The organism is Phenylobacterium sp. CCH9-H3 (genome assembly GCF_001557235.1).
In the GTDB taxonomy this organism is placed as follows: domain Bacteria; phylum Pseudomonadota; class Alphaproteobacteria; order Caulobacterales; family Caulobacteraceae; genus Phenylobacterium.
The window spans coordinates 1-19,030 of sequence record NZ_LSJI01000022.1 but is presented as its reverse complement, the minus strand read 5'-3'; the positions used below and the strand labels follow the sequence as shown (position 1 = coordinate 19,030).

Annotated in this window: 17 protein-coding genes and 1 tRNA gene; 6 read left to right on the top strand and 12 right to left on the bottom strand. The window is 68.8% G+C overall.

The genetic code is table 11. The features are described from left to right. Window positions 1-297: 297 nt before the first annotated feature. Complete coding sequence (locus AX721_RS01240) at window positions 298-3,042, top strand: TonB-dependent receptor (RefSeq protein WP_082765556.1); 2,745 nt, start codon at window positions 298-300, stop codon at window positions 3,040-3,042. Window positions 3,043-3,085: 43 nt separating this feature from the next. Here AX721_RS01240 and AX721_RS01235 read toward each other — a convergent pair whose 3' ends face one another. The 3 genes from AX721_RS01235 to AX721_RS01225 are packed head-to-tail and all read right to left on the bottom strand — an operon-like array spanning window position 3,086 to window position 4,894. After that, the gene (locus AX721_RS01235) at window positions 3,086-3,451 is read right to left on the bottom strand and encodes a globin (protein WP_068874105.1); all 366 of its coding nucleotides are present in this window, start codon (window positions 3,449-3,451) and stop codon (window positions 3,086-3,088) included. 2 nt (window positions 3,452-3,453) lie between these two features. Then, window positions 3,454-3,930, bottom strand: a complete 477-nt coding sequence (locus AX721_RS01230) for a glutathione peroxidase (protein ID WP_068874104.1) — start codon at window positions 3,928-3,930, stop codon at window positions 3,454-3,456. A 40-nt stretch (window positions 3,931-3,970) separates the two neighbouring features. After that, on the bottom strand, window positions 3,971-4,894 hold the full coding sequence (locus tag AX721_RS01225) for a Gfo/Idh/MocA family protein (protein ID WP_068874103.1): 924 nt from the start codon (window positions 4,892-4,894) through the stop codon (window positions 3,971-3,973). A gap of 88 nt (window positions 4,895-4,982) precedes the next feature. Between AX721_RS01225 and AX721_RS01220 the strand changes: the two genes are divergently transcribed. Continuing rightward, complete coding sequence (locus AX721_RS01220; RefSeq protein ID WP_068874102.1) at window positions 4,983-5,984, top strand: NADP-dependent oxidoreductase; 1,002 nt, start codon at window positions 4,983-4,985, stop codon at window positions 5,982-5,984. 71 nt (window positions 5,985-6,055) lie between these two features. Beyond that, the gene (locus AX721_RS01215) at window positions 6,056-6,964 is read left to right on the top strand and encodes a cobalamin biosynthesis protein CbiG (RefSeq protein WP_068874101.1); all 909 of its coding nucleotides are present in this window, start codon (window positions 6,056-6,058) and stop codon (window positions 6,962-6,964) included. On the opposite strand, the gene AX721_RS01210 is transcribed toward AX721_RS01215, so the two are convergent. The 7 genes from AX721_RS01210 to glmU all read right to left on the bottom strand — a co-directional run bounded on the left by AX721_RS01210 (window position 6,961) and on the right by glmU (window position 15,428). Further along, window positions 6,961-7,716: a PEPxxWA-CTERM sorting domain-containing protein gene (locus tag AX721_RS01210; RefSeq protein WP_082765557.1), complete on the bottom strand. Its 756-nt coding sequence runs from the start codon at window positions 7,714-7,716 to the stop codon at window positions 6,961-6,963. The two genes, AX721_RS01215 and AX721_RS01210, sit on opposite strands and share 4 nt — an antisense overlap. A 97-nt stretch (window positions 7,717-7,813) precedes the next feature. Continuing rightward, entirely contained in the window at window positions 7,814-9,169 is a 1,356-nt protein-coding gene (locus AX721_RS01205) for an MATE family efflux transporter (RefSeq protein WP_068874099.1), read from the bottom strand. A 147-nt stretch (window positions 9,170-9,316) separates the two neighbouring features. Beyond that, window positions 9,317-10,696 (bottom strand): class II 3-deoxy-7-phosphoheptulonate synthase, encoded by a 1,380-nt coding sequence (locus tag AX721_RS01200; protein WP_068874098.1) that lies wholly within the window; start codon window positions 10,694-10,696, stop codon window positions 9,317-9,319. Between the two features lie 73 nt (window positions 10,697-10,769). Next, entirely contained in the window at window positions 10,770-11,966 is a 1,197-nt protein-coding gene (locus AX721_RS01195; RefSeq protein WP_156466949.1) for an O-antigen ligase, read from the bottom strand. A 34-nt stretch (window positions 11,967-12,000) separates the two neighbouring features. After that, a complete protein-coding gene (gor, locus tag AX721_RS01190; protein WP_068874096.1) occupies window positions 12,001-13,386 on the bottom strand; it encodes a glutathione-disulfide reductase in 1,386 nt (461 codons plus the stop codon). A 9-nt stretch (window positions 13,387-13,395) separates the two neighbouring features. Further along, a complete protein-coding gene (rpiA, locus tag AX721_RS01185) occupies window positions 13,396-14,082 on the bottom strand; it encodes a ribose-5-phosphate isomerase RpiA (RefSeq protein ID WP_068874095.1) in 687 nt (228 codons plus the stop codon). After that, window positions 14,079-15,428, bottom strand: coding sequence for a bifunctional UDP-N-acetylglucosamine diphosphorylase/glucosamine-1-phosphate N-acetyltransferase GlmU (gene glmU / locus AX721_RS01180; protein ID WP_068874094.1), 1,350 nt, complete (start codon window positions 15,426-15,428; stop codon window positions 14,079-14,081). The genes rpiA and glmU overlap by 4 nt, the downstream gene beginning before the upstream one ends. A 152-nt stretch (window positions 15,429-15,580) precedes the next feature. On the opposite strand from glmU, the gene gph reads away from it, so the two are divergent. Further along, a complete protein-coding gene (gph, locus tag AX721_RS01175) occupies window positions 15,581-16,291 on the top strand; it encodes a phosphoglycolate phosphatase (RefSeq protein WP_068874093.1) in 711 nt (236 codons plus the stop codon). 18 nt (window positions 16,292-16,309) lie between these two features. Further along, window positions 16,310-16,384 (top strand) — tRNA-Val (locus AX721_RS01170). 73 nt (window positions 16,385-16,457) lie between these two features. Here AX721_RS01170 and AX721_RS01165 read toward each other — a convergent pair. Further along, window positions 16,458-17,771 (bottom strand): SLC13 family permease, encoded by a 1,314-nt coding sequence (locus AX721_RS01165; protein WP_068874092.1) that lies wholly within the window; start codon window positions 17,769-17,771, stop codon window positions 16,458-16,460. A 151-nt stretch (window positions 17,772-17,922) separates the two neighbouring features. Here AX721_RS01165 and AX721_RS01160 point away from each other — a divergent pair, with 151 nt between their 5' ends. After that, the gene (locus AX721_RS01160; RefSeq protein ID WP_068874091.1) at window positions 17,923-18,744 is read left to right on the top strand and encodes a hypothetical protein; all 822 of its coding nucleotides are present in this window, start codon (window positions 17,923-17,925) and stop codon (window positions 18,742-18,744) included. Between the two features lie 68 nt (window positions 18,745-18,812). On the opposite strand, the gene AX721_RS27740 is transcribed toward AX721_RS01160, so the two are convergent. Then, a partial coding sequence (locus tag AX721_RS27740; protein ID WP_197422429.1) for a hypothetical protein occupies window positions 18,813-19,030 on the bottom strand: 218 nt, incomplete at its 5' end.

The window sequence follows — 19,030 nt, the reverse complement described above, 5'->3', positions numbered from 1 at the left end:
CGATTGCGAGATTCAAGCTCACCCATGGCCGATTTTCGGCCAACCCAAACAAAGAAGGCGCGCTATCCGCGCGCCTTCAGGTTGTTGTTGGGATGAACAAAGTCAGAAACTCGCATATGATCGCGCAAAATCGAATGCCTTACAAGGCGATATGATTGCATAACTTCTGCCTGACTCTCGTAGCTTACGGTTATTAAGTTATCGGTCTTCATTTGCGTTGACGCCCCTCGCCCACTGCTTCAGCCTCCCGCTCGAAGCGCAGCCAATAGCGCTCATCAAGCTGCGGGGAGGCAGTTCATGAAATTCAGACCCACATTGCTGGCGTCCAGCGCCCTGCTGGCCGCCGTCCTCGGCGCACCGGCCTACGCCCAGGGCGTCAACGTCATCGAAGAACTGGTCGTCACGGCCGAGAAGCGGGAGCAGAGTCTTCAGGACGTGCCCGTGGCCATCTCGGCCTTCACCAGCCGGCAACGCGACCTGGTCGGCATCAGCACGGTCCAGGACCTGACCAACTTCACGCCCGGCTTCGTCTACCAGTCGTCCAACGACCGATCGAGCATGCGCGGCATCGGTCGCCTCACCAACGTCCACGCCGTGGACGGGGCGGTCTCGATCTACATCGACGGGCTCTTCACGACCTCGACGGTGCTGGCGGGCGGCCCGCCCCTCGACGTCGAGCGGGTGGAAATCCTGCGCGGGCCGCAGGGCACACTGTACGGCCGCAACGCCATCGGCGGCACGGTCAACGTGATCTCCGTGCGGCCCACCGAGGACTTCTACGCCGAAGTCCGGGCCATCGCCGAGAACTACGATTTCACCAACCTGCAGATGGCCGTCTCAGGCCCGATCGCCGACAATCTGCGGTTCCGCGTCTCGGGCTATAAGCTCGACCAGCGCAAGGGCTACTACAAGAACGTCAACGACGGACAGCCGTCGGAGGGCAGCAAGCGCGACGAATACCAGGTCCAGGCCCAACTCGAGGCCGACCTCGGCGAGAACGCCGACATCTGGGTCTCCTACAAGACGCTGGTCTGGCACAACCGGGGCGGCCCCGGCGCTCGGGCAGGCTATCTGAACGGCCCTTACGAGACGGGCCGGACCGACCCCAACTTCTCGATCGTCTACAACTCCGCCCACGGCTATTCGCCGGAGACGGGGGTGAACGGTATCGTCCCGGGAAGCCTGCGCCAGTTCAACGGCTCGACCACCACCTCGAACCCGGCGCTGGTCGACAACCACCTGTTCAACTCGAACATCCCGCAACGCGTGCGGCTGCGCGACGTGAACTCGCTGACGACGAACTTCGTCTACCACCTGCCGTCCATCGACGTGAAATACGTCGGGGGCTTTCAGGAATATAAGTACGACCTCTACGGCGACACCGACGCCACCAGCGTGCAGTCGTTCCAGATCCCGCTGGCGCCGGGCTCGATCTGCGGCACGGTCGGGGCGCTGTTCGCGGCCGGCGCCTCAAGCGTCAACTGCACGCCCCTGACCGTGAACGCGAACAACGGGTACCACTATTTCGAGTACCCCAAGTGGTACAGCCACGAGCTCAACTTCTCATCCACGCACGACGGGCCCGTGCAGTGGATCGTGGGCGCCTTCTACTACAACGAGAAATACAGCGGGACCGGCAGCACCGCGGACTTCTTCCTGGTTGGACCCTCTTCGCTGCAGACTCCGATCCTGGGCGCCGCGCCCAACCCCGACAATATCTGGTCCACCGGCAACTACAGGCTCACCACCCGCAGCAAGGCGGTGTTCGGCCAGATCGACTGGCAGGCCACCGAGACGGTGAAGTTCACCGGCGGCCTGCGCTACACCAAGGACAAGAAGTTCGGCACCGAGTTCCGGCGGATCGTCTGCAACTCCGACGCCTGTTATCCGAGCCTCTATCCAGCCCTCGGCCTCGGCGCATTCGGCCCCGGCACGGCGGCCAACTGGGGCAGCCTGCTGGGCAACCTCACCGCCCTGCCGGCCGTGGGTCAGGCGCTTGGCCTCGGCAACGCCCTGGCTCCTCTGGGGGGGCTCGGCAACGGCGCCATGGACCTGACGGACGCCCTGGCGCCCAAGAGCACGGCCGGCCCGATCGAGGGCGTGTCGACCCCGTCGGTCTGTACGGGCACGGGCGCGGCGCAGGTCTGCCGCCAGTACGTCATCGGCCCCAACGGCGTGGCCAGCCGCGGCCTCTCCGACACCTCGGACGCCGTCACCGGGACGGCCGGCGTGCAGTGGGAGCCCGACCCGGACACCCTGGCCTATGCCCGCTACAGCCGCGGCTACAAGGCGTTCGGCTTCTCGGCCGGCGGCTTCCTGGCCGACCCCAAGGCGGACGAGGAGACGGTGAACGCCTATGAGGCAGGCCTGAAGAAGAATTTCGGCGCCAACCTGCAGGTCAACCTGGCCCTCTTCTACCTCGACTATAAGAACCTGCAGGCGCCGGTGGCCGTGCGGGTGGGCGCCACCAATGTCACCCAGTTCGTGAACGTGGCGAAGTCGGTCTCGAAGGGTGGCGAGCTCAGCGTGATCTGGCGACCGACCGAGCCCCTGCGGCTGACGCTGGACTACGGCTACAACCCGACGAAGATCAAGAAGAGCGTCCTCCTGGTGGACGTGAACGACAACATCAACACCGGCGCCGTCAGCGTCGTCGGCAACGCCCTGCCCCAGGCGCCGAAGCACAAGCTGGCGCTCAACGGGACCTATACGATCGACATGGAGCCCGGGGACCTGACGCTCGGCGCCACCTATCTCTACCGGTCGAAGTCGTACGCCAACGTCTTCGAGCGGGAGTACAACTCCGCGCCCTCGTGGGACCAGGTCGACCTGCGGGCCATCTGGACCCCCACCGACGGCAAGTACACTGTGATCGCCTACGTGAAGAACGTCTTCAACGACGACGGCTACGCCGCCGCCGTGGCCGCCTCGCAGCGCAACAACAGCGCCACCGTCGCGTCCGACCGCTTCCCGAACGGGGCGCAGGTGTTCGAGCTGACGCCGCCGCGCATCTACGGCGTCGAACTGCAGTACCGCTTCTAGGCGGAAGCCCGGGAGCGCTCCGCCGGCCGGTGGGGCGCTCCCATCACTTCGAGGCGGCCAGCAGCCGCTCGATCTGACCGGTCCACGCCGCGTCGGTCTCCGGCGTCCATGCCGCGCCGGCGCGCTCGCGGCAGACATCGCGCACGATCCAGAACAGGCTGTCGAACACCTCGGCCGGCGTGCCGAAGCCGTCGTGGTTCACGCGCTCGGTCCGGACGAGGCCCGTCTGGTAAGGCCCCGCCGGGTTCATCAGGCAGTCGAAGACCATGGTCAGCATCTCGGCCCGGATCGAGCCGCTGACGTCGCGGTCGAACCGCTCCTTCGTCTCCGGAAACCGCTCGAACAGCCGCGCGTAGATGGCATCGGACGGATCGCCGACGAGCTCCAGCGACGCAGGTATCGGATCCACGCTCAGAGCGCCGCCTCGATGGCGCCGGTGACCTCGCCGTCCAGCGGCTCGGTGCGCGGCCCGAAGGCGCGGATCGCCTCGCCGTTCCTTCCGATCAGGATCTTGTGGAAGTTCCAGACGGGCACGGCCGGCTCGCCCAGTTCCTGTTCGGCCCACCTGTAGAAGGGGTGGGCGTCCTCGCCTTTCACGTCGACCTTGCCCGTCATCGGGAAGTCGATGCCGAAGGTGGTGCTGCAGAAGGTCTCGATCTCGGCTTCCGTGCCCGGCTCCTGGCCCATGAACTGGTTGCAGGGCACGCCCAGGACCACGAGGCCCTTGTCCTTGTAGTCGGAGTACAGCTTCTCCAACCCCTCGTACTGGGGTGTGAGCCCGCACTTCGAGGCGGTGTTCACGACCAGGACGACCTTGTCCTTGAACGTGCTGAGCGGAAGCTCGCCGCCGGAGATCTTGTCGAAGGTGTAGTCGTGCGCGCTGGGCAAGGGGGCCTCCCGGGTCGTTTGGGACGGGACCCTATCGCCGTTACGCGGCGTCCTCCAACGCCTGTTCCACCGCGATCGCCAGGTCCAGGGCGGCGATGGCTTCGTCCACGGTCACGATGGGCCGGGGAGCCTCGCCGCGGACGGCCTGCAGGAACCCCTCGACGCTGGCGCCCAACGGATCCTTGGCGGCAGGGGTCTCCGCGAAGTCCGGATTGAGCGCGAACGGCGTCGTGTTGCGGAAGGTCCGGGCCATGAAGTCGATCTCGACCTCGCCCGAAGGGTAGACGATGCGCATCGTCCGCCGGCGGGCCTCCGCCAGCCGGGAGACGTCCAGGATCGCCGCGAAGCCGCTGTCGAAACTGACCTCGGCGCGGACGGCGTCCCAGACCCCATCGGGGCCCCGCGCGCCCTCGGCCTCGGCGGTGACGGGCTCCGCGGCCGCGATGGCGAGGCACAGGTCGATGTCGTGGATCATCAGGTCCAGCACCGCCGAGACGTCGCGGCTGCGGTCCGACGGCGGTCCATGCCGCAGCGCCTCCAGCCTCAGCGGCTGCTCGGGGGCGTCCAGCAGGCCCATGGCGCGGAAGACGACCCGCTCCTGGTGGCCGCAGGCGACGAACACGCCCTTGGCCGCCGCGGCCGCCCTCACCTTGTCCGCCTCGGCGACGCTCACGCCGATGGGCTTCTCGACATAGACGGCCTTGCCCGCGGCGATGGCGGCCAGAGCCTGATCGGCGTGGTGGGTGGCGGGCGAGGCGATGGTCACCACGTCCACTTCGGCCAGGAACGCGTCTAGGTCGGCATAGGCGCGCGCACCCAGCGGCATGGCGACCTTGGCCGCCCGGTCCGGGTGGGTGTCGTAGACGCCCACGAGGGTGACGCCGGCCAGCCGGGCGTACTGCCGCGCGTGGTAGCCGCCGAAAACGCCCGCCCCGATCACGCCGCCGCGCAAGGTCTCGCTCATGGGCGGGCCGTTAGCACGCGCCGCGGCCTCGACGCCACCCGACGGGAGTCGTACAGCTGTTTGAAACCAGAGACTGGAGAGGAAGCCGATGACCACCGTCCGCGAGATCCGCCTGAAGAGCCGCCCCCGGGGCGTGCCCACCGCCGACAACTTCGAGCTCGCCAGCGTGGATCTGCCGGCCCCGGGCGAGGGCGAGGTCCAGGTCCGGAACCTGTGGATGACGGTCGACCCCTACATGCGCGGGCGCATGAACGACGTGAAGAGCTATGCCCCGCCCTTCGCTCTCGGCAAGGTGATGGACGGCGGCGCAATCGGCGAGGTCGTGGCGTCGAACAGTCCGGCGCTGCAGGTGGGCGACCTCGTCCAGTCTGGCTTCGGCTGGCGCGAAGGCTTCACCACCGGCGCGGATAAGGTCCAGAAGCTGGACCCGCAGGGCCTGCCGCCGCAGGCCTTCCTGGGCGCGGCCGGCATGCCGGGCCTCACCGCCTATGCCGGCCTGCTGCGGATCGCGGCGCTGAAGGACGGTGACGTGGTGTTCGTGTCGGGCGCCGCCGGCGCCGTCGGCTCGATGGTCGCCCAGATCGCCAAGGCCAAGGGTCACACCGTGATCGGCTCGGCCGGCGGGGCGCAGAAGGCCTCCTTCCTGAAGGAGATCGGCGTCGACCACGTGATCGACTACAAGGCCGAGAAAGACCTGGGCGCCGCCCTGGCGGCGGCCGCGCCGGACGGCATCGACGTCTATTTCGACAATGTCGGCGGCGAGCATCTGGAGGCGGCGCTGAACTCCGCGCGCCTTTTCGCCCGCTTCGCGATCTGCGGGATGATCTCGATGTACAACGCCGTCGAGCCGCCGCCGGGGCCGCGCAACCTGGCCCAGATGATCGGCAAGAACATCCGCATGGAAGGCTTCATCGTCTCCCACCACTTCGACATGATGCCGAAGTACGTCGAGGACCTGTCCGGGTGGGTGAAGGCCGGAAAGGTCACCTGGAAGGAGACGGTCTTCGAGGGAATCGAGAAGGCCCCCGACGCCTTCATCGGTCTCTTCTCGGGCGAGAACCTGGGCAAGATGCTGGTGAAGCTCGCTTAAGGGCGTTGGACCGGCGCGGATGAGGGCGTAGAACCCCTCATCCTCCCTCTTGCAGTATCTGGAGCCCGGCCGTGCCGCGCCTGTTTAGCGCCTATGTGATCGTCGACTGGAGTGCGGCGTCCAAGCCCACCACGGGGGCGGACTCCATCTGGATCGGCGTGCTGAAGCGCGACATCCGCTTCCGCATGGCGTTCGAGAGCTTCAACCCGGCCACGCGCGCGGAAGCTGAGACGCGCCTCAATGCGATCCTCGACGACCTGAAGAAGCGCGGCGAGCGGGCGCTGGTGGGCTTCGACTTCCCGCTGGGCTTCCCGCGTGGCTTCGCGGCGGCATTGAGCCTGCCCGGCGAGCAGCCCTGGCGCGCGACCTGGGACCAGCTCAACAAGATGGTCAAGGACAAGGCCGACAACACCAACAACCGCTTCGGCGTCGGCTCCGAGGTCAACCGGCGCATGACCGGCGGCCCGTTCCCGTTCTGGGGCTGCCCGCCCAAGGACGCCCTGACCACCCTTCAGCCCAAGCGCACGCGCGAGCATGGACCGGGCGACCTGCCCGAGTACCGCCACGCGGACCTCGCGGCCAAGGGCGCGGCTTCGATCTGGAAGCTCTACTACAACGGCTCGGTGGGCGGTCAGGCGATCCTGGGCATCCCCTTCGTGCGCCGGCTGAAGCTCGCCCGCGGCGAGCAGGCCATCCGGGCCTGGCCGTTCGAGACGGGTTTTAAGACTCTGACCGAAGCCGACCTCGCGCGCGTCGAGGCGGTGGTCGCGGAGGTCTACCCGTCGATGCTGAAGCCGCAGGGCGCCCCGGGCGAGGTCAAGGACCTGACCCAGGTGCGCACCACGGCCGAGCACTTCGCCCGGCTGGACGAGGCCAACAAGCTGGCCGCCCTGTTCGGACCGCCGAAGGGGACGGCGGCAGACGTCGTCCTCGACGCCGAGCGCGAAGAGGGGTGGATCTTGGGCGCGGGCGGCTACTAGGCCGCCAGCGTCCGGCGGCCGCGGCGCAGGGCCGAACCCACACCGCCCAAACCCAGGATGAGCAGCGCCCATGTCGCGGGTTCAGGCACCACGCTGCCAGGCGCCTCGACGAGGTTCGTCTGATCCGAACGGGTCAGGCGGAAGTTGTTGAACATCCAGGCGGTGTCCATCGGAGCCGCAGCGTTGCTCAGCAGGAACCCGACATCTTCGTTGGCGCCGTACTGGCCATTCAGGACCGCGTCGAGCACCTGATCGATCCGCAGGCTGAACGTAGAGCCGACACCGCTTGTGCCCGCCGAGACATAGAAGCTCGTGATCGGGGTGGTGTTGAAGCTGAACTGACCGGGAAACGCCAAGCCGAACCACGAGAGCTGAATATCACCCGAGAACGGGCGGTCGATGTTGCCCGGCGCAAAGTCGGCGAAGTCCGGGCCGTACTCCGGCGGATAGCTGCCGCCGGCCGAGAGCACGTCGAAAGTGAGGTAGAGCTCGCCAAACGCCTCAGGATCGAAGTCGTACAACGCGTTGACCTCGACCACGCCACTCAGCGCATGCCTATCGCCGATCTGGCCTGGATCGGGATGCTCCGTAATGTCACCAACCTCGATGGTTGCCGAGGGGCCAGCGCCCGAATGGGTCAGATTGTTGTCGTCGAAACTGTTCACAGAATACAGGGTGGCGATCGCCTGCGCCTGAACCGGCTGAGCCGACATCACCGCAAGGGAACAGAGAGCAAGGGCCGACCACTTCATTTCACGCCTCCAACAGCACAGGCGTTAACCCTTAATCGGCTTGTGATTGCGTCGCCAAGTCACTCGCCGGATGCGCGCATGAAATTTCTGCGACGTGCTACAGCGGCCGGCGGCTGAGCACCCAGAAGCGGGTCATCAGGAAGCCGCAGGCCAGGAAGCTGGCGGCGACCACGGCCCAGGTGATGCCGATCAGGCCCATCTTCATGGGGATCGCCAGGTACCAGGCCAGGGGCATCATGACGCCGATGTAGCTGGCCAGGTGCGTCGTGGTCGGAAGCCAGACGTCCCCACGCGCCCGCAGCGATTGGGCCGTGACGACCTGCAGGGCGTCGGGGATGAAGAACAGGCACGACAGGATCAGCGCCGGCGCGGCCATGGCGATGGTGGCCGCATCGCGGGTATAGCCCCGCGAGATCAGCTCGGCCGTCGGCCAGATCGCCAGCGACACCAGGACACCGAACACGAAGGTCACGACGAAGCAGATCGCGCCGGCGCGGTTGACGCCGGCGAGGTCGCGGGCGCCATAGGCCTTGCCCACCAGCACCGCCGCGCCGGTCGCAAGACCCAGCGGCACCATGAACACGATGGCCGCCACGTTCAGGACGATGGCCCAGGCGGCGACGGCCAGCCCGCCGATCCAGCCGGCGATGATGTTCATGCTGGCGAAGGCCGCCACCTCGAAGAAGTTCGAGATCCCAGCCCCATAACCGATCCGGCGCTGCTGCAGCGCGCCAGGCCGGTCGATCTCGGGCTTGGTAAAGACGCCCAGGGCGCGGGCCTCGGGCATGCGGGCGATGTAGGTCAGCATGGCCAGCGCCAGGAAGGTCCGGGCCCCCGTGGTCGCCCAGGCGCCGCCGACCGCGCCCAGGGCCGGCAGGTCGAAGGTTCCGGGCACCAGCAGCAGGTTGAGAAGCAGGTTGACGACGTTCGCCGCCCACATCGCCCAGGCGGCCGGGCCGGGCCGGGACAGACCCTCCAGCCAGAAGCTGGCCGCGACGCTGATCGTGTACCCCGGCAGCGACAGGGCGAAGACCAGCAGCGCCCGGCTGGCGCCATTGGCCAGGTCCGGCTCGAGGCCGATGGACTTCAGGAAGATGGGCCCGAGCGCCAGCAAGGCGGCCGTCGAGACGATGCCGATCCAGAAGCTGTAAACGAGCCCTCGCCGCAGCACCGCTCCCGTGAGGTCGCGCCGCCCCTCCCCGATCCGGCGAGCGGTCATGACCTGGACCCCAGCCATCAGGCCCACGGCCATGGTCAGGATCACGCTGGTCGGCGCCCAGGCCAGAGCGTGATAGCCGAGCTCCCGGGCCGAATAGTTGCCGACCACGATCGCATCCACCAGCCCCATCGCCATGATACCCAGGCGCGACAGCACCACCGGCCCCGACAGGGTCAGGAGCTGGGTAAGGTCGGCGCGGACGAGCGAAGGCTCCTGGGCCGCCGGGCGGTCCATGGCAGAGGTTCCGGTTGTCAAAGAGGCCGGGAGACTGGCGCAGGCGCCAAAACAGGGCAAGCCCAGCTTGGCCGCCATCAGCCGTCCGTGCTTGGCCGTGGCTCCGAAGGCACAGCGGGCGCGACCAGACGGCCGCGCCCGTCGCCGTCAGATGTTGACCGCCACGCGCTGCGACAGGTCCACGCGATCGTCCTTCAGGCGCTCGGCCACCAGGAACGCGAGTTCCAGGGCCTGCTCGCCGTTCAGCCGCGGGTCGCAGTGGGTGTGGTAGCGGTCGGCCAGGTCGCCCTCGGCCAAGGCCCGGGCGCCGCCCAGGCACTCGGTGACGTTCTGGCCGGTCATCTCCAGGTGCACCCCGCCGGGATGCGTCCCCTCGGCCTTGCAGACGTCGACGAAGGACTTCACCTCGGACAGGATCCGGTCGAACGGCCGGGTCTTGTAGCCGTTGTTGGCCGTCAGCGTGTTGCCGTGCATCGGGTCGATGGCCCAGACCACCTTGCGGCCCTGAGTGGCCCGCAACAGAGCCGGCAGGCGCTGCTCGATCTTGTCGTAGCCGAAGCGGCCGTACAGCGTCAGGCGGCCGGCCTCGTCCTTCGGGTTCAGAACGTCGATCAGGCGCAGGAGCTCGTCCGGCTCCAGCGTCGGGCCGACCTTTACCCCGATGGGGTTCTTGATGCCGCGGAAGTACTCCACGTGGGCGCCGTCCAGCTGGCGGGTGCGTTCGCCGATCCACAGCAGGTGGGCCGAAGTGTCGTACCATTCGCCCGAGGTGCTATCGACGCGGGTCATCGCCTCCTCGAAGCCCAGCAGCAGGCCCTCGTGACTGGTGAAGAACTCCACCCGGTGCATCTCGGGATGCGTTTCCGGGGTCACGCCAATAGCGGCCATGAACGTCAGGGACTCGCTGATCTTCTCCGAGAGCTCGCGGTATCGCGCGCCCTGCGGGCTGTCGTTCACGAAGCCCAGCGTCCAACGGTGGATGTTGTAGAGATCGGCATAGCCGCCGCCCGCGAACGCGCGCAGCAGGTTCAGCGTCGCCGCCGACTGGCTGTAGGCCTGCATCAGGCGCTGCGGGTCCGGGATCCGCGCCTCTGGCGTGAACTCCATACCGTTGATGTTGTCGCCGCGGTAGGACGGCAACTCCACGTCGCCGATCTTTTCCACCGGCGAGGAGCGCGGCTTGCCGAACTGGCCGGCCATGCGGCCCACCTTCACCACCGGCTTGCCCCCGGCGAACGTCAGCACCACCGCCATCTGCAGGATCAGGCGGAAGGTGTCGCGGATGTTGTCGGCGGCGAATTCCTTGAAGCTCTCGGCGCAGTCGCCGCCCTGCAGCAGGAAGGCCTTGCCGGCCGCCACGTCGCCCAGAAGGCTCTTCAGACGGCGGGCCTCGCCCGCAAACACCAGCGGCGGCATCTTGCGAAGGGTGGTCTCAACACGCGAAAGCTCGGCCATGTCCGGATAGTCGGACGGGATATGCTTGGCGGGTTTTCCTCTCCAGGATGCGGGCGTCCAGTGTTCGGTCATCGTCTTCACTCAGGAACCGCCGGTTGTTCGGCGGGCCGGGCGTTTTACTCGGAACGGCCCCGGGCGTCGATGCCTAGCTTGCCGCAGTCTCCTCGGCGTCGGCGAGGGTGGCGATCACGGCGGCGAGCGCCGCCAGGGCCAGCCACCACTCCTGCCAGACCCCGAAGCTGACGACGCCGAACAGCAGATAGACCGATGCCGAGCCCGCCGTCGCCGCCGCGGTCAGGCTCCGCGCGTCCCGGGCGAGTCGACGGAAGACGAAAGCCCAGGCCAGGGCCGCAACGGCCGCGCCGACCATGCCGAGCTCCAGCCAGACCTGCAGCGGCCCGTTGTGCGGATGCAGCTGGATGTGGGGACTGAACGCCCGGCTGGCGTCGAGGCCCCAGCCGCGGAACGGGTGGTCGGCGATCCGGGCGATCGCGTAGCCCCAATAGCCGACCCGCTGTTCCCACGACTCCGGCAGGCCGCGGCCCAGGCCTAGCAGGAGCATGGCCAGGATCAGGACCGGCATGGCGATCACGAGGCCTGCGGCGCCCAGCGCCAGCCCCTTGGGCGCCCTCCGCGGCCAGATCCAGACCAGCGCCCCGACCAGCACGGCTAGGCCGACGGCCAGCACCGGCGCGTCCGATCCGAAATTGTGGGCCAGCAAGAGCGTCCCGAGGGCCATGGGCGCGGCCAGCCACGCCGGCGCCCCGGCCCGATATCCGCCGACCGCGGCGACCGGCCACAACAGGGCCAGGACGAAGCTGCCCTGGGCGACGTTCTTGCGGCCCAGATCGGGCCGGATCGGATCGTCTATGAGATCGCGCAGACCCCTGTAGATCGCCGCGCCGGTGAAGGCCTCCACCAGCAGCAGGGCGCCATAGGCGGCCAGGCCCCAGGCGAAGATGCGGAGCGCCAGGCGTCGGAGGGCTGGATCGGCGCGGCGGGCGGCAACCCAGACGGCCCAGTAGAGGGGCAGTTGCAGCAGAAGCTTGAGGGCGACGCTGTCTTCGAGTTCGGACGGCCGATGCGCGCTCCAGAACGTAGAGAACGCCGCCCAGGCCACGCCGGCCAGCAACACGACCGCGAGCGGCGCCTCGCGCGGGCCGATCCGCAGCGGGCCCAAGCACAGCAGCCCGGCCAGGCCCAGCAGCGGCGCAAACCCCAGCGGTCCCAGCCACGCGAACAGCGGCGTCAGCGCCGCCGCGCCGACGAGCACCCACCCGCAACACGTCGCCGCGCTCCAGGCCCCGGCGCGCTGCGGATCGCGGTCCGACGCCAGGCTCACCGGCGGCGCCCCGCAGAGCCTTCGCCCGGCGGGATCACGCCACCTGGCCGAGCGACGGCGGCAGATGCTTCTCGCGCATGGTGACCAGTTCCTCCGCCAGCGTTGGGTGCACGGCGCAGGTCGAGTCCCACTGAGGCTTAGTCACGCCCATCTTGAGGGCCACCGCCGCCATCTGGATGATCTCGGGCGCGTCGGGCGACACCACGTGGCAGCCCAGGATTTTCTCGCTCCCCTGCTCCACCACCAGCTTCAGCAGCGCGCGGGTGTGGCCGCCGTAGAACGTCTCCTTCATCGGCCGCAGGTTGGCCAGGTAGATGTCGATCTTGGGGCCGTACTGGTGGCGCGCGTCGGCCTCGGACAGGCCCACCGACCCTACGGGCGGCTGCGAGAACACCGCCGAGGCGACCATCTCGTGGTCGAAGCGGGTCGGCTGGCCGTGGAACTCCGTCAGGGCGAAGGCCTGGCCCTCGCGGATCGCCACCGGGGTCAGGTTGATCCGGTTGGTGACGTCGCCCACCGCCCAGATGTTATCGAGGTTCGTCTTCGAGTAGTCGTCCACCTTCACCGCGCCGGTGTCGTCCAGCGCCACCCCGGCGGCCTCCAGGCCCAGGCCTTCGGTGTAGGGCTCACGCCCCACGGCGAACATGATCACGTCGGCGTTCAGCTTGTGGCCATCGACGCAGGCGCCGACGAGGCCCCCGTCGGTCTTCTCGATGTTCGCGATCTGGGCGCCCAGCCGGATCTTGATCCCGCGCTCTTCCATCTGGCCGGCCACGAAGGCGCGGACGTCGTCGTCGAAGCCGCGCAGCAGGTTGGGGCCCCGATGCACCAGGGTGGTTTCGACCCCCAGCCCGTTGAAGATCCCGGCGAACTCGACGGCGATGTAGCCGCCGCCCACGATCACGATCCGCTTTGGCAGCTCTTCGAGGTGGAAGGCCTCGTTCGAGGTGATCGCATGCTCGATCCCCGGCAGGTCGCGCGGCATCCACGGCCGCCCGCCCGTGGCGATCAGGATCTTCCTGGCGGTGACGCGGCCGCGCCCCTCGACCTCGACGGTGTGGCGATCCACCAGCCAGGCCTTGCCGTGCACCAGTTCGGCGCCGGCGTTCTGCAGGTTGCGGACATAGATCCCGGACAGGCGGGCGATCTCGTCGTCCTTGGCCATGAGGAACTTGGGCCAGTCGAAGCTGGTCTCGCCGATGGTCCAGCCATAGCCGCGCGCCGTCTCGAATTGCTTCGAGAATTCCGAGGCGTAGACCATGAACTTCTTCGGCACGCAGCCACGGATGACGCAGGTGCCGCCGACGCGGTGCTCCTCCGCCACCAGCACCTTGGCGCCCGACATGGCCGCCACGCGGGCCGCGCGCACGCCCCCCGAGCCCGCGCCGATGACGAAGAGGTCGTAGTCGTAGTCCGCCACCGGCAGCTCCTAAGGTTCCAGCTCGACGACGCCGTCCGGCGTGCCGACAAATGCGCGGTCGGCGAGGTCGAGAAACAGCCCGTGGTCCACGACGCCGGTGACGCTCTTCAGCGCCGCCGCCAGGGCCGCCGGTTCCTCGATCCGACCGCAGTGAGCGTCATAGATAAGGTTTCCGCCGTCGGTTCTTACAGGCTCGCCGTCCTTTCGGCGAAGCATCGGCGCGATACCGATCTCGCATTCCGAGAGGGCGTCGCAGATCCGCAGCGCCGTCGTCTTGTGGCCGAACGCCACGACCTCGATCGGAAGCGGGAATTTTCCCAGGGTCTTCACGGTCTTGGCCGCGTCGGCGATGACGATGCACGACTTCGAGGCTTCCCAGACCAGCTTCTCGCGCAACAGGGCGGCGCCGCCGCCCTTGATCAGCGACAGACCCGGGCCGATCTCGTCGGCGCCGTCCACCGTAAGATCGATGGCCCGCGTCTCGCCCAGCTCGCCCAGCCGGACGCCGAGGCTGGCCGCCAGGTCCGCCGTAGCCTTCGAGGTGGGCACGCCGACGATGTCGAGGCCCCGGGCGGCCAGGGCGCGGACGAACCACGCCGCCGTCGAGCCCGTGCCGAGGCCGACGACCATGCCGTTTTCCACGAGGGCCGCGGCGGCTTCCCCGGCCGCCCGCTTCTGGGCGTCGGCGTCGTTCATTTCCGGGCCGCCTTCTTCTCGGACATCTTCTTGCGGAACTTCGCCGCCCAGCCGTCCTTCTGCGCCTGCTTGCCCCGCCCGATGGCCAGGGCGTCGGGCTCCACGTCCTCAGTGATCACCGAGCCCGAGCCCGTATAGGCGCCCGCCCCGACCCTGACCGGCGCCACCAACGCCGAGTTCGAGCCGATGAAAGCGCCCTCGCCCACGTGGGTGTCGTATTTGAAGAAGCCGTCGTAGTTGCAGAAGATCGTCCCGGCGCCGATGTTCGCGCCCGCGCCGACCGTGCCGTCGCCCAGGTAGCTCAGGTGGTTGGCCTTGGCCCCCTTGCCCACCGTCACCTTCTTCACCTCGACGAAGTTGCCGATGTGGGCGTCCTCGCCGATGTCGGCGCCCGGCCGCAGGCGGGCATAGGGGCCGATCAGGGCGCCTTCGCGCACCACGCAGCCCTCCAGGTGGCTGAAGGCCCGGATGACCGCCGCGGTCTCGACCGTCACGCCCGGCGCGAAGACGACGTAGGGCTCGATCGTGGCGCCGGCCGCGATCTGCGTGTCCCAGGCGAAGAACACCGTCTCCGGCGCGGTCATGGCCACGCCCTCGGCTAGGAAGTGCGCGCGCCGCCGCCGCTGGAACTCGGCCTCGGCCTGCGACAGCTGCATCGGCGTGTCGGCGCCCATCACGGCGGTCTCCGGCGCGGCGTGGGCGCGGACCAGCTTCTCCTCGGCGACGGCCTCGGCGACGATGCCGGTCAGGAAGTACTCCCGCTTCGGATTGTCGTCGGTGAGCCGAGAGAGCCAGCGGAACAGGTCCTCGCGGCCGGCCAGGTACATGCCGGCGTTGCACAGCCGCACCTGCTTCTCGGAATCGCTGGCCTCGCTGGGCTCGACGATGCGCATGACGTGGCCGTCCGCCCCGCGGATCACCCGCCCATACAGCAGCGGATCGACCGGCTCGAACGCCAGCAAGGCCAGCGCCGCGCCGTTCTGGCGCAGGGTGAAGAGGGGCTCCAGATCCTGGGCCTGCAAGAGCGGCGGGTCGGCATTGACCACCAGCACGTCGCCGTCGAAGCCTGCCAGCGCCGTCTCCGCGCACAACACCGCATGACCCGTGCCCTTGGGCGGGTCCTGGACCACCACGGCCGCCTCCCCCAGGCGCCTCACAACCAGGTCGCGGACCTCGGGGATCGTGCCCACCACCACGTGGATGCGCTCGCAACCCGCCGCCTGCACCGTGTCGATGATCCGGTCCAGCAGGGCGCGACCGCCGACCTTGTGCAGCACCTTGGGCGTCCGTGACTTCATCCGCGTGCCGTGGCCGGCGGCCATGATCACGGCGGCTCTGGCGGTCATTCGGCGCTCCCAAGGCAGTCAGCGAGTCTTCGTTCGCCCCACCGCTTAGCAAGCCTTGTGGCGGCGCGCGACAGCGGGCTAGCCTTCCGCGCCGTCCTGCCAGGGAGTCTCCATGCAAAGCGGTTCGCGTCTCGTCGCCTTCCCGGCCACCCATGGCCGCTGATCTCCTGCGGGGCGCGGTGGTCGCGTTCGACCTCGACGGCACCCTGGTCGATACGGCGCCCGACCTGATCGGCACGCTGAACGTCCTGCTGGGGGACGAGGGCCTGCCCGCCCTGCCCCTGGACGAGGCGCGCCCATTCATCGGCCGCGGGGCGCGCTGGCTGATCGAGCGGGGGTTCGAGGCGGCCGGCCAGCACCTGCATCCCACTCGCGTGCAGCCCCTGTTCGACCGCTTCATCGCCCACTACCTGGACCACATCGCCGACGAGAGCCGGCCCTTTCCGGGCTGCGAGGCGGCGCTCGACACCCTGAAGGCCGCAGGCGCCAAGCTGTGCGTCTGCACCAACAAGCGCACGGACCTTTCGGTGGCGCTCCTGGAGACGCTGGGCCTGGCCAGCCGCTTTGAAGCCGTGATCGGGGCCGACGTCGTCCCGGCGATCAAGCCCGACCCGCGCCACCTGCAGGCGGCGGTCGAAGCGGTGGGCGGCGACATGGCCCGGGCCATCATGGTGGGCGACGCCTTCACAGACGCCGGCGCCGCCCGCGCCGCCAAGGCCGGCCTGATCCTGGTCAGCTTCGGCTACACCGAGGTCCCGGCGGCCGACCTCGACCCCGACATCCTCATCCACAGCTTCGACGAACTGCCCGACGCCTGCGTGCGGCTGTTGGGCGCTTGCGGCGCGCAAGCCGGTCGGTTATAGCCCCCGCCTTCCTGCGGCGGATGCGTAGCTCAGCGGGAGAGCACCTCGTTCACACCGAGGGGGTCACAGGTTCAATCCCTGTCGCATCCACCATCTTTTTCCCTAGCTCGTTCAGCTCTGCGACGGCGCCGCGCCCTGTTTCGGCTCGCGGACCGGTCGCCCGCCGCTAGAACGGAAAGAAGGCGGGGATGGCCAGGACGGCGGCCGCCCAGGTGATCAGGTTGAGCGGCAGGCCGACGCGGACGAAGTCCATGTAGCTGTAGCGGCCCATCTCGTAGACTAGGACGTTGGTCTGGTAGCCGAACGGCGTGGCGAAGGCGGCGCTGGCGGCGATCATCACGGTCACCAGGAACGGTCTCGGGCTGACGCCCAGGCTCTCCGCGAGGGCCACCGCCACGGGGGTGATCAGCACCGCTACCGTGGCGTTGGAAAGCGCCTCGGTCAGGAAGAGCGTCCCGCCATAGAGCAGGACCAGGGCCCAGAAGGGGCTGAGGTCGCGGGTGACCCCGATGAGGGCGTCGGTGGACGCGGCGGCGAGGCCGGTGACGTCGAGCGCGATGCCGATCACGACCATCCCGGCGATCAGCAGCAGGATCTCCGGACGCATGCCGCTATAGGCTTCTTCGGCGGTGATGATCCTCAGCAGGATGAGGACGACGGCGCCTGTGAAGGCCGCCGCCGCGATGGGAGCGAGGTTCGCCGCCGCGACCGCGACGACGCCGACGAAGACCGCGAGCGCGACGATCGCCTTGCGGGGCTGAAACGGCCGGTGGCCGGCGAACAGGCGCGGGTCGCCGACGGAGACGTCGGCGTGGCGCGTCTCGCTCGTCTTCAGGGCCGCCTCAATGGTCACGTCGTCGCCCCCCGGATCCCGGCCCATGAGACGGGCGCCGAACACCAGCAGGTACAGGCCGCCCGCGGCGGCCACGACCAAAGCCGGCCCGGTGATCTCGAAGAGCCCGAACGCGGGCTGTCCCCCGCTGCGAGCCATGTCGTTGACGAGCAGGTTCGTAGAGGTCCCGATGAGGGTGCAGCATCCCCCGAGCACCGTCACGTATGAGAGCGGCATGAGGAATCGGCGTGGCGAGGCGCCGATGGCCCGGGAGACGTCGCGCACGACTGGAGCGGCGAGCACCACGATCGGCGTGTTGTTCAGAAACGCCGAGGCGGCTCCGCAGAAGACGATCATGATCCAGATACCCGCCGCGCCGATACGGGCGCACAGACGGCCGCCGATCCGGATCATCAGGTCGAGAAGGCCCGAGATCTCCATCGCGTAGGCGATCACGAACAGGGATGCGAGGGCGATGATCGCCGGACTCGCGAAGGCGCTCTGGACTTCCGCCGGCCGCAGCGTGCCCGTGGCCAGCAGAACCGCCGCGCCCGACAGCGCGACCACGTCGGCCCGCACCTTCCCCTGGATCAGGGCGGCGACCACCAGGAGCAGAACCGCTAGCGAGATGGCCTGGGGGAGCGTCATCGCACAGTGGCGACCTTCGGCTCGAGTACGGTCATGGCGAAAACTCCCGGCTGGCTGCGCCGCCACCGTGCGGCTCCGGCGTTACGTCTGCTACTATGGGCGCATGGCAGATAACAGACGTGGTGTTCGTGGCCGCCTCGGCCTTCTGGTCTTGCTGGCGATCGTTGGCGTCGTTGGGCTTGTCCTTTGGACGACCTGGCGGGCGCCATCCAGGCCGGCGCCCGCCGGGCCGGTCGCCGCGGCGCCCGACACACCGCCACCCGTCGCCGCCGTCCTGCCCCCCGTCAAGACCACGCCGCCGCCACTGAGCCGAACCGATCTCATCCTGGAGGCGCAGGCCAGGGCCGCGGGCGCGCTCGCCTCAGGAGAGGCCTCGACGACAGGACGCGACCCGCTTGTCGACCGCCGCTTCAGCGTCCGGATACCCTTTGGCTGCGAGGGGCCGCGGATCGGCGGCGGCTCCTCCCAGGCGTACTATGAGGTCGACGCGGAGCGCCGCACGCTCAAGCTGGTCGCGCGACCGGTCGACCTGGCCCACCACCCCCTCGTGGCGCAGTCGCCTGACGCCAAGGCCATCGAGGCCCTTGAGACCTTCTGGATTCCGCGGCCCTGGACGCGCACGGACACCTGCCCGCCGCGCAGGGACCGGCCCGCGTCGGCCACGCCTACCCCGCCCTCGCCCCAGACCTTGGGACTTGCGACGATCTCGGAGGTGGGCGCCTCGCGGCTGCGACGTCGCGCCGAGCGGCCCTACGAACTCGTCCGGAAAGCGCCCGACGACGAGCCGCTCCCGCTATCCGCGTCGTACAGCCTCGTCCTGGAGGGTCGGCTGGCCACCTTCCCGACGGGCGGCGCCGTGCGCTGCTGGAGCGAGTCGCCGGAGCATCGGCCCATCTGCATCTACGCGGTAGCCCTCGATCGGGTCGCGTTCGAGACACCGGACGGCCAGCTATTGGCCGAATGGCGAGACTAGGCTCGCGTCCATCGCCTCCGGGCGCGGAGCCTGAGAGCGCGCCGCGTTCAGATCCCCGAACCGATGGGTCAGTGGGCCTGCGCCAGCGCGAGTTCCGGTTCGCGAGGCAGGCCGAACGCCCTCAGGCTGGCCGGCAGGCGCGCGCTCATCCGCGTCGCTTCGCGCATCGAGGCGAACGGGGTCGCCGAGGCCGGATCGGCGACCCAGACCATGCGGCCGACGGGGGTCATCTGCAGGTACTGGTCGACGTGGTGGCCGATATCGGTCCTGGCGACCAGGGCGGGGG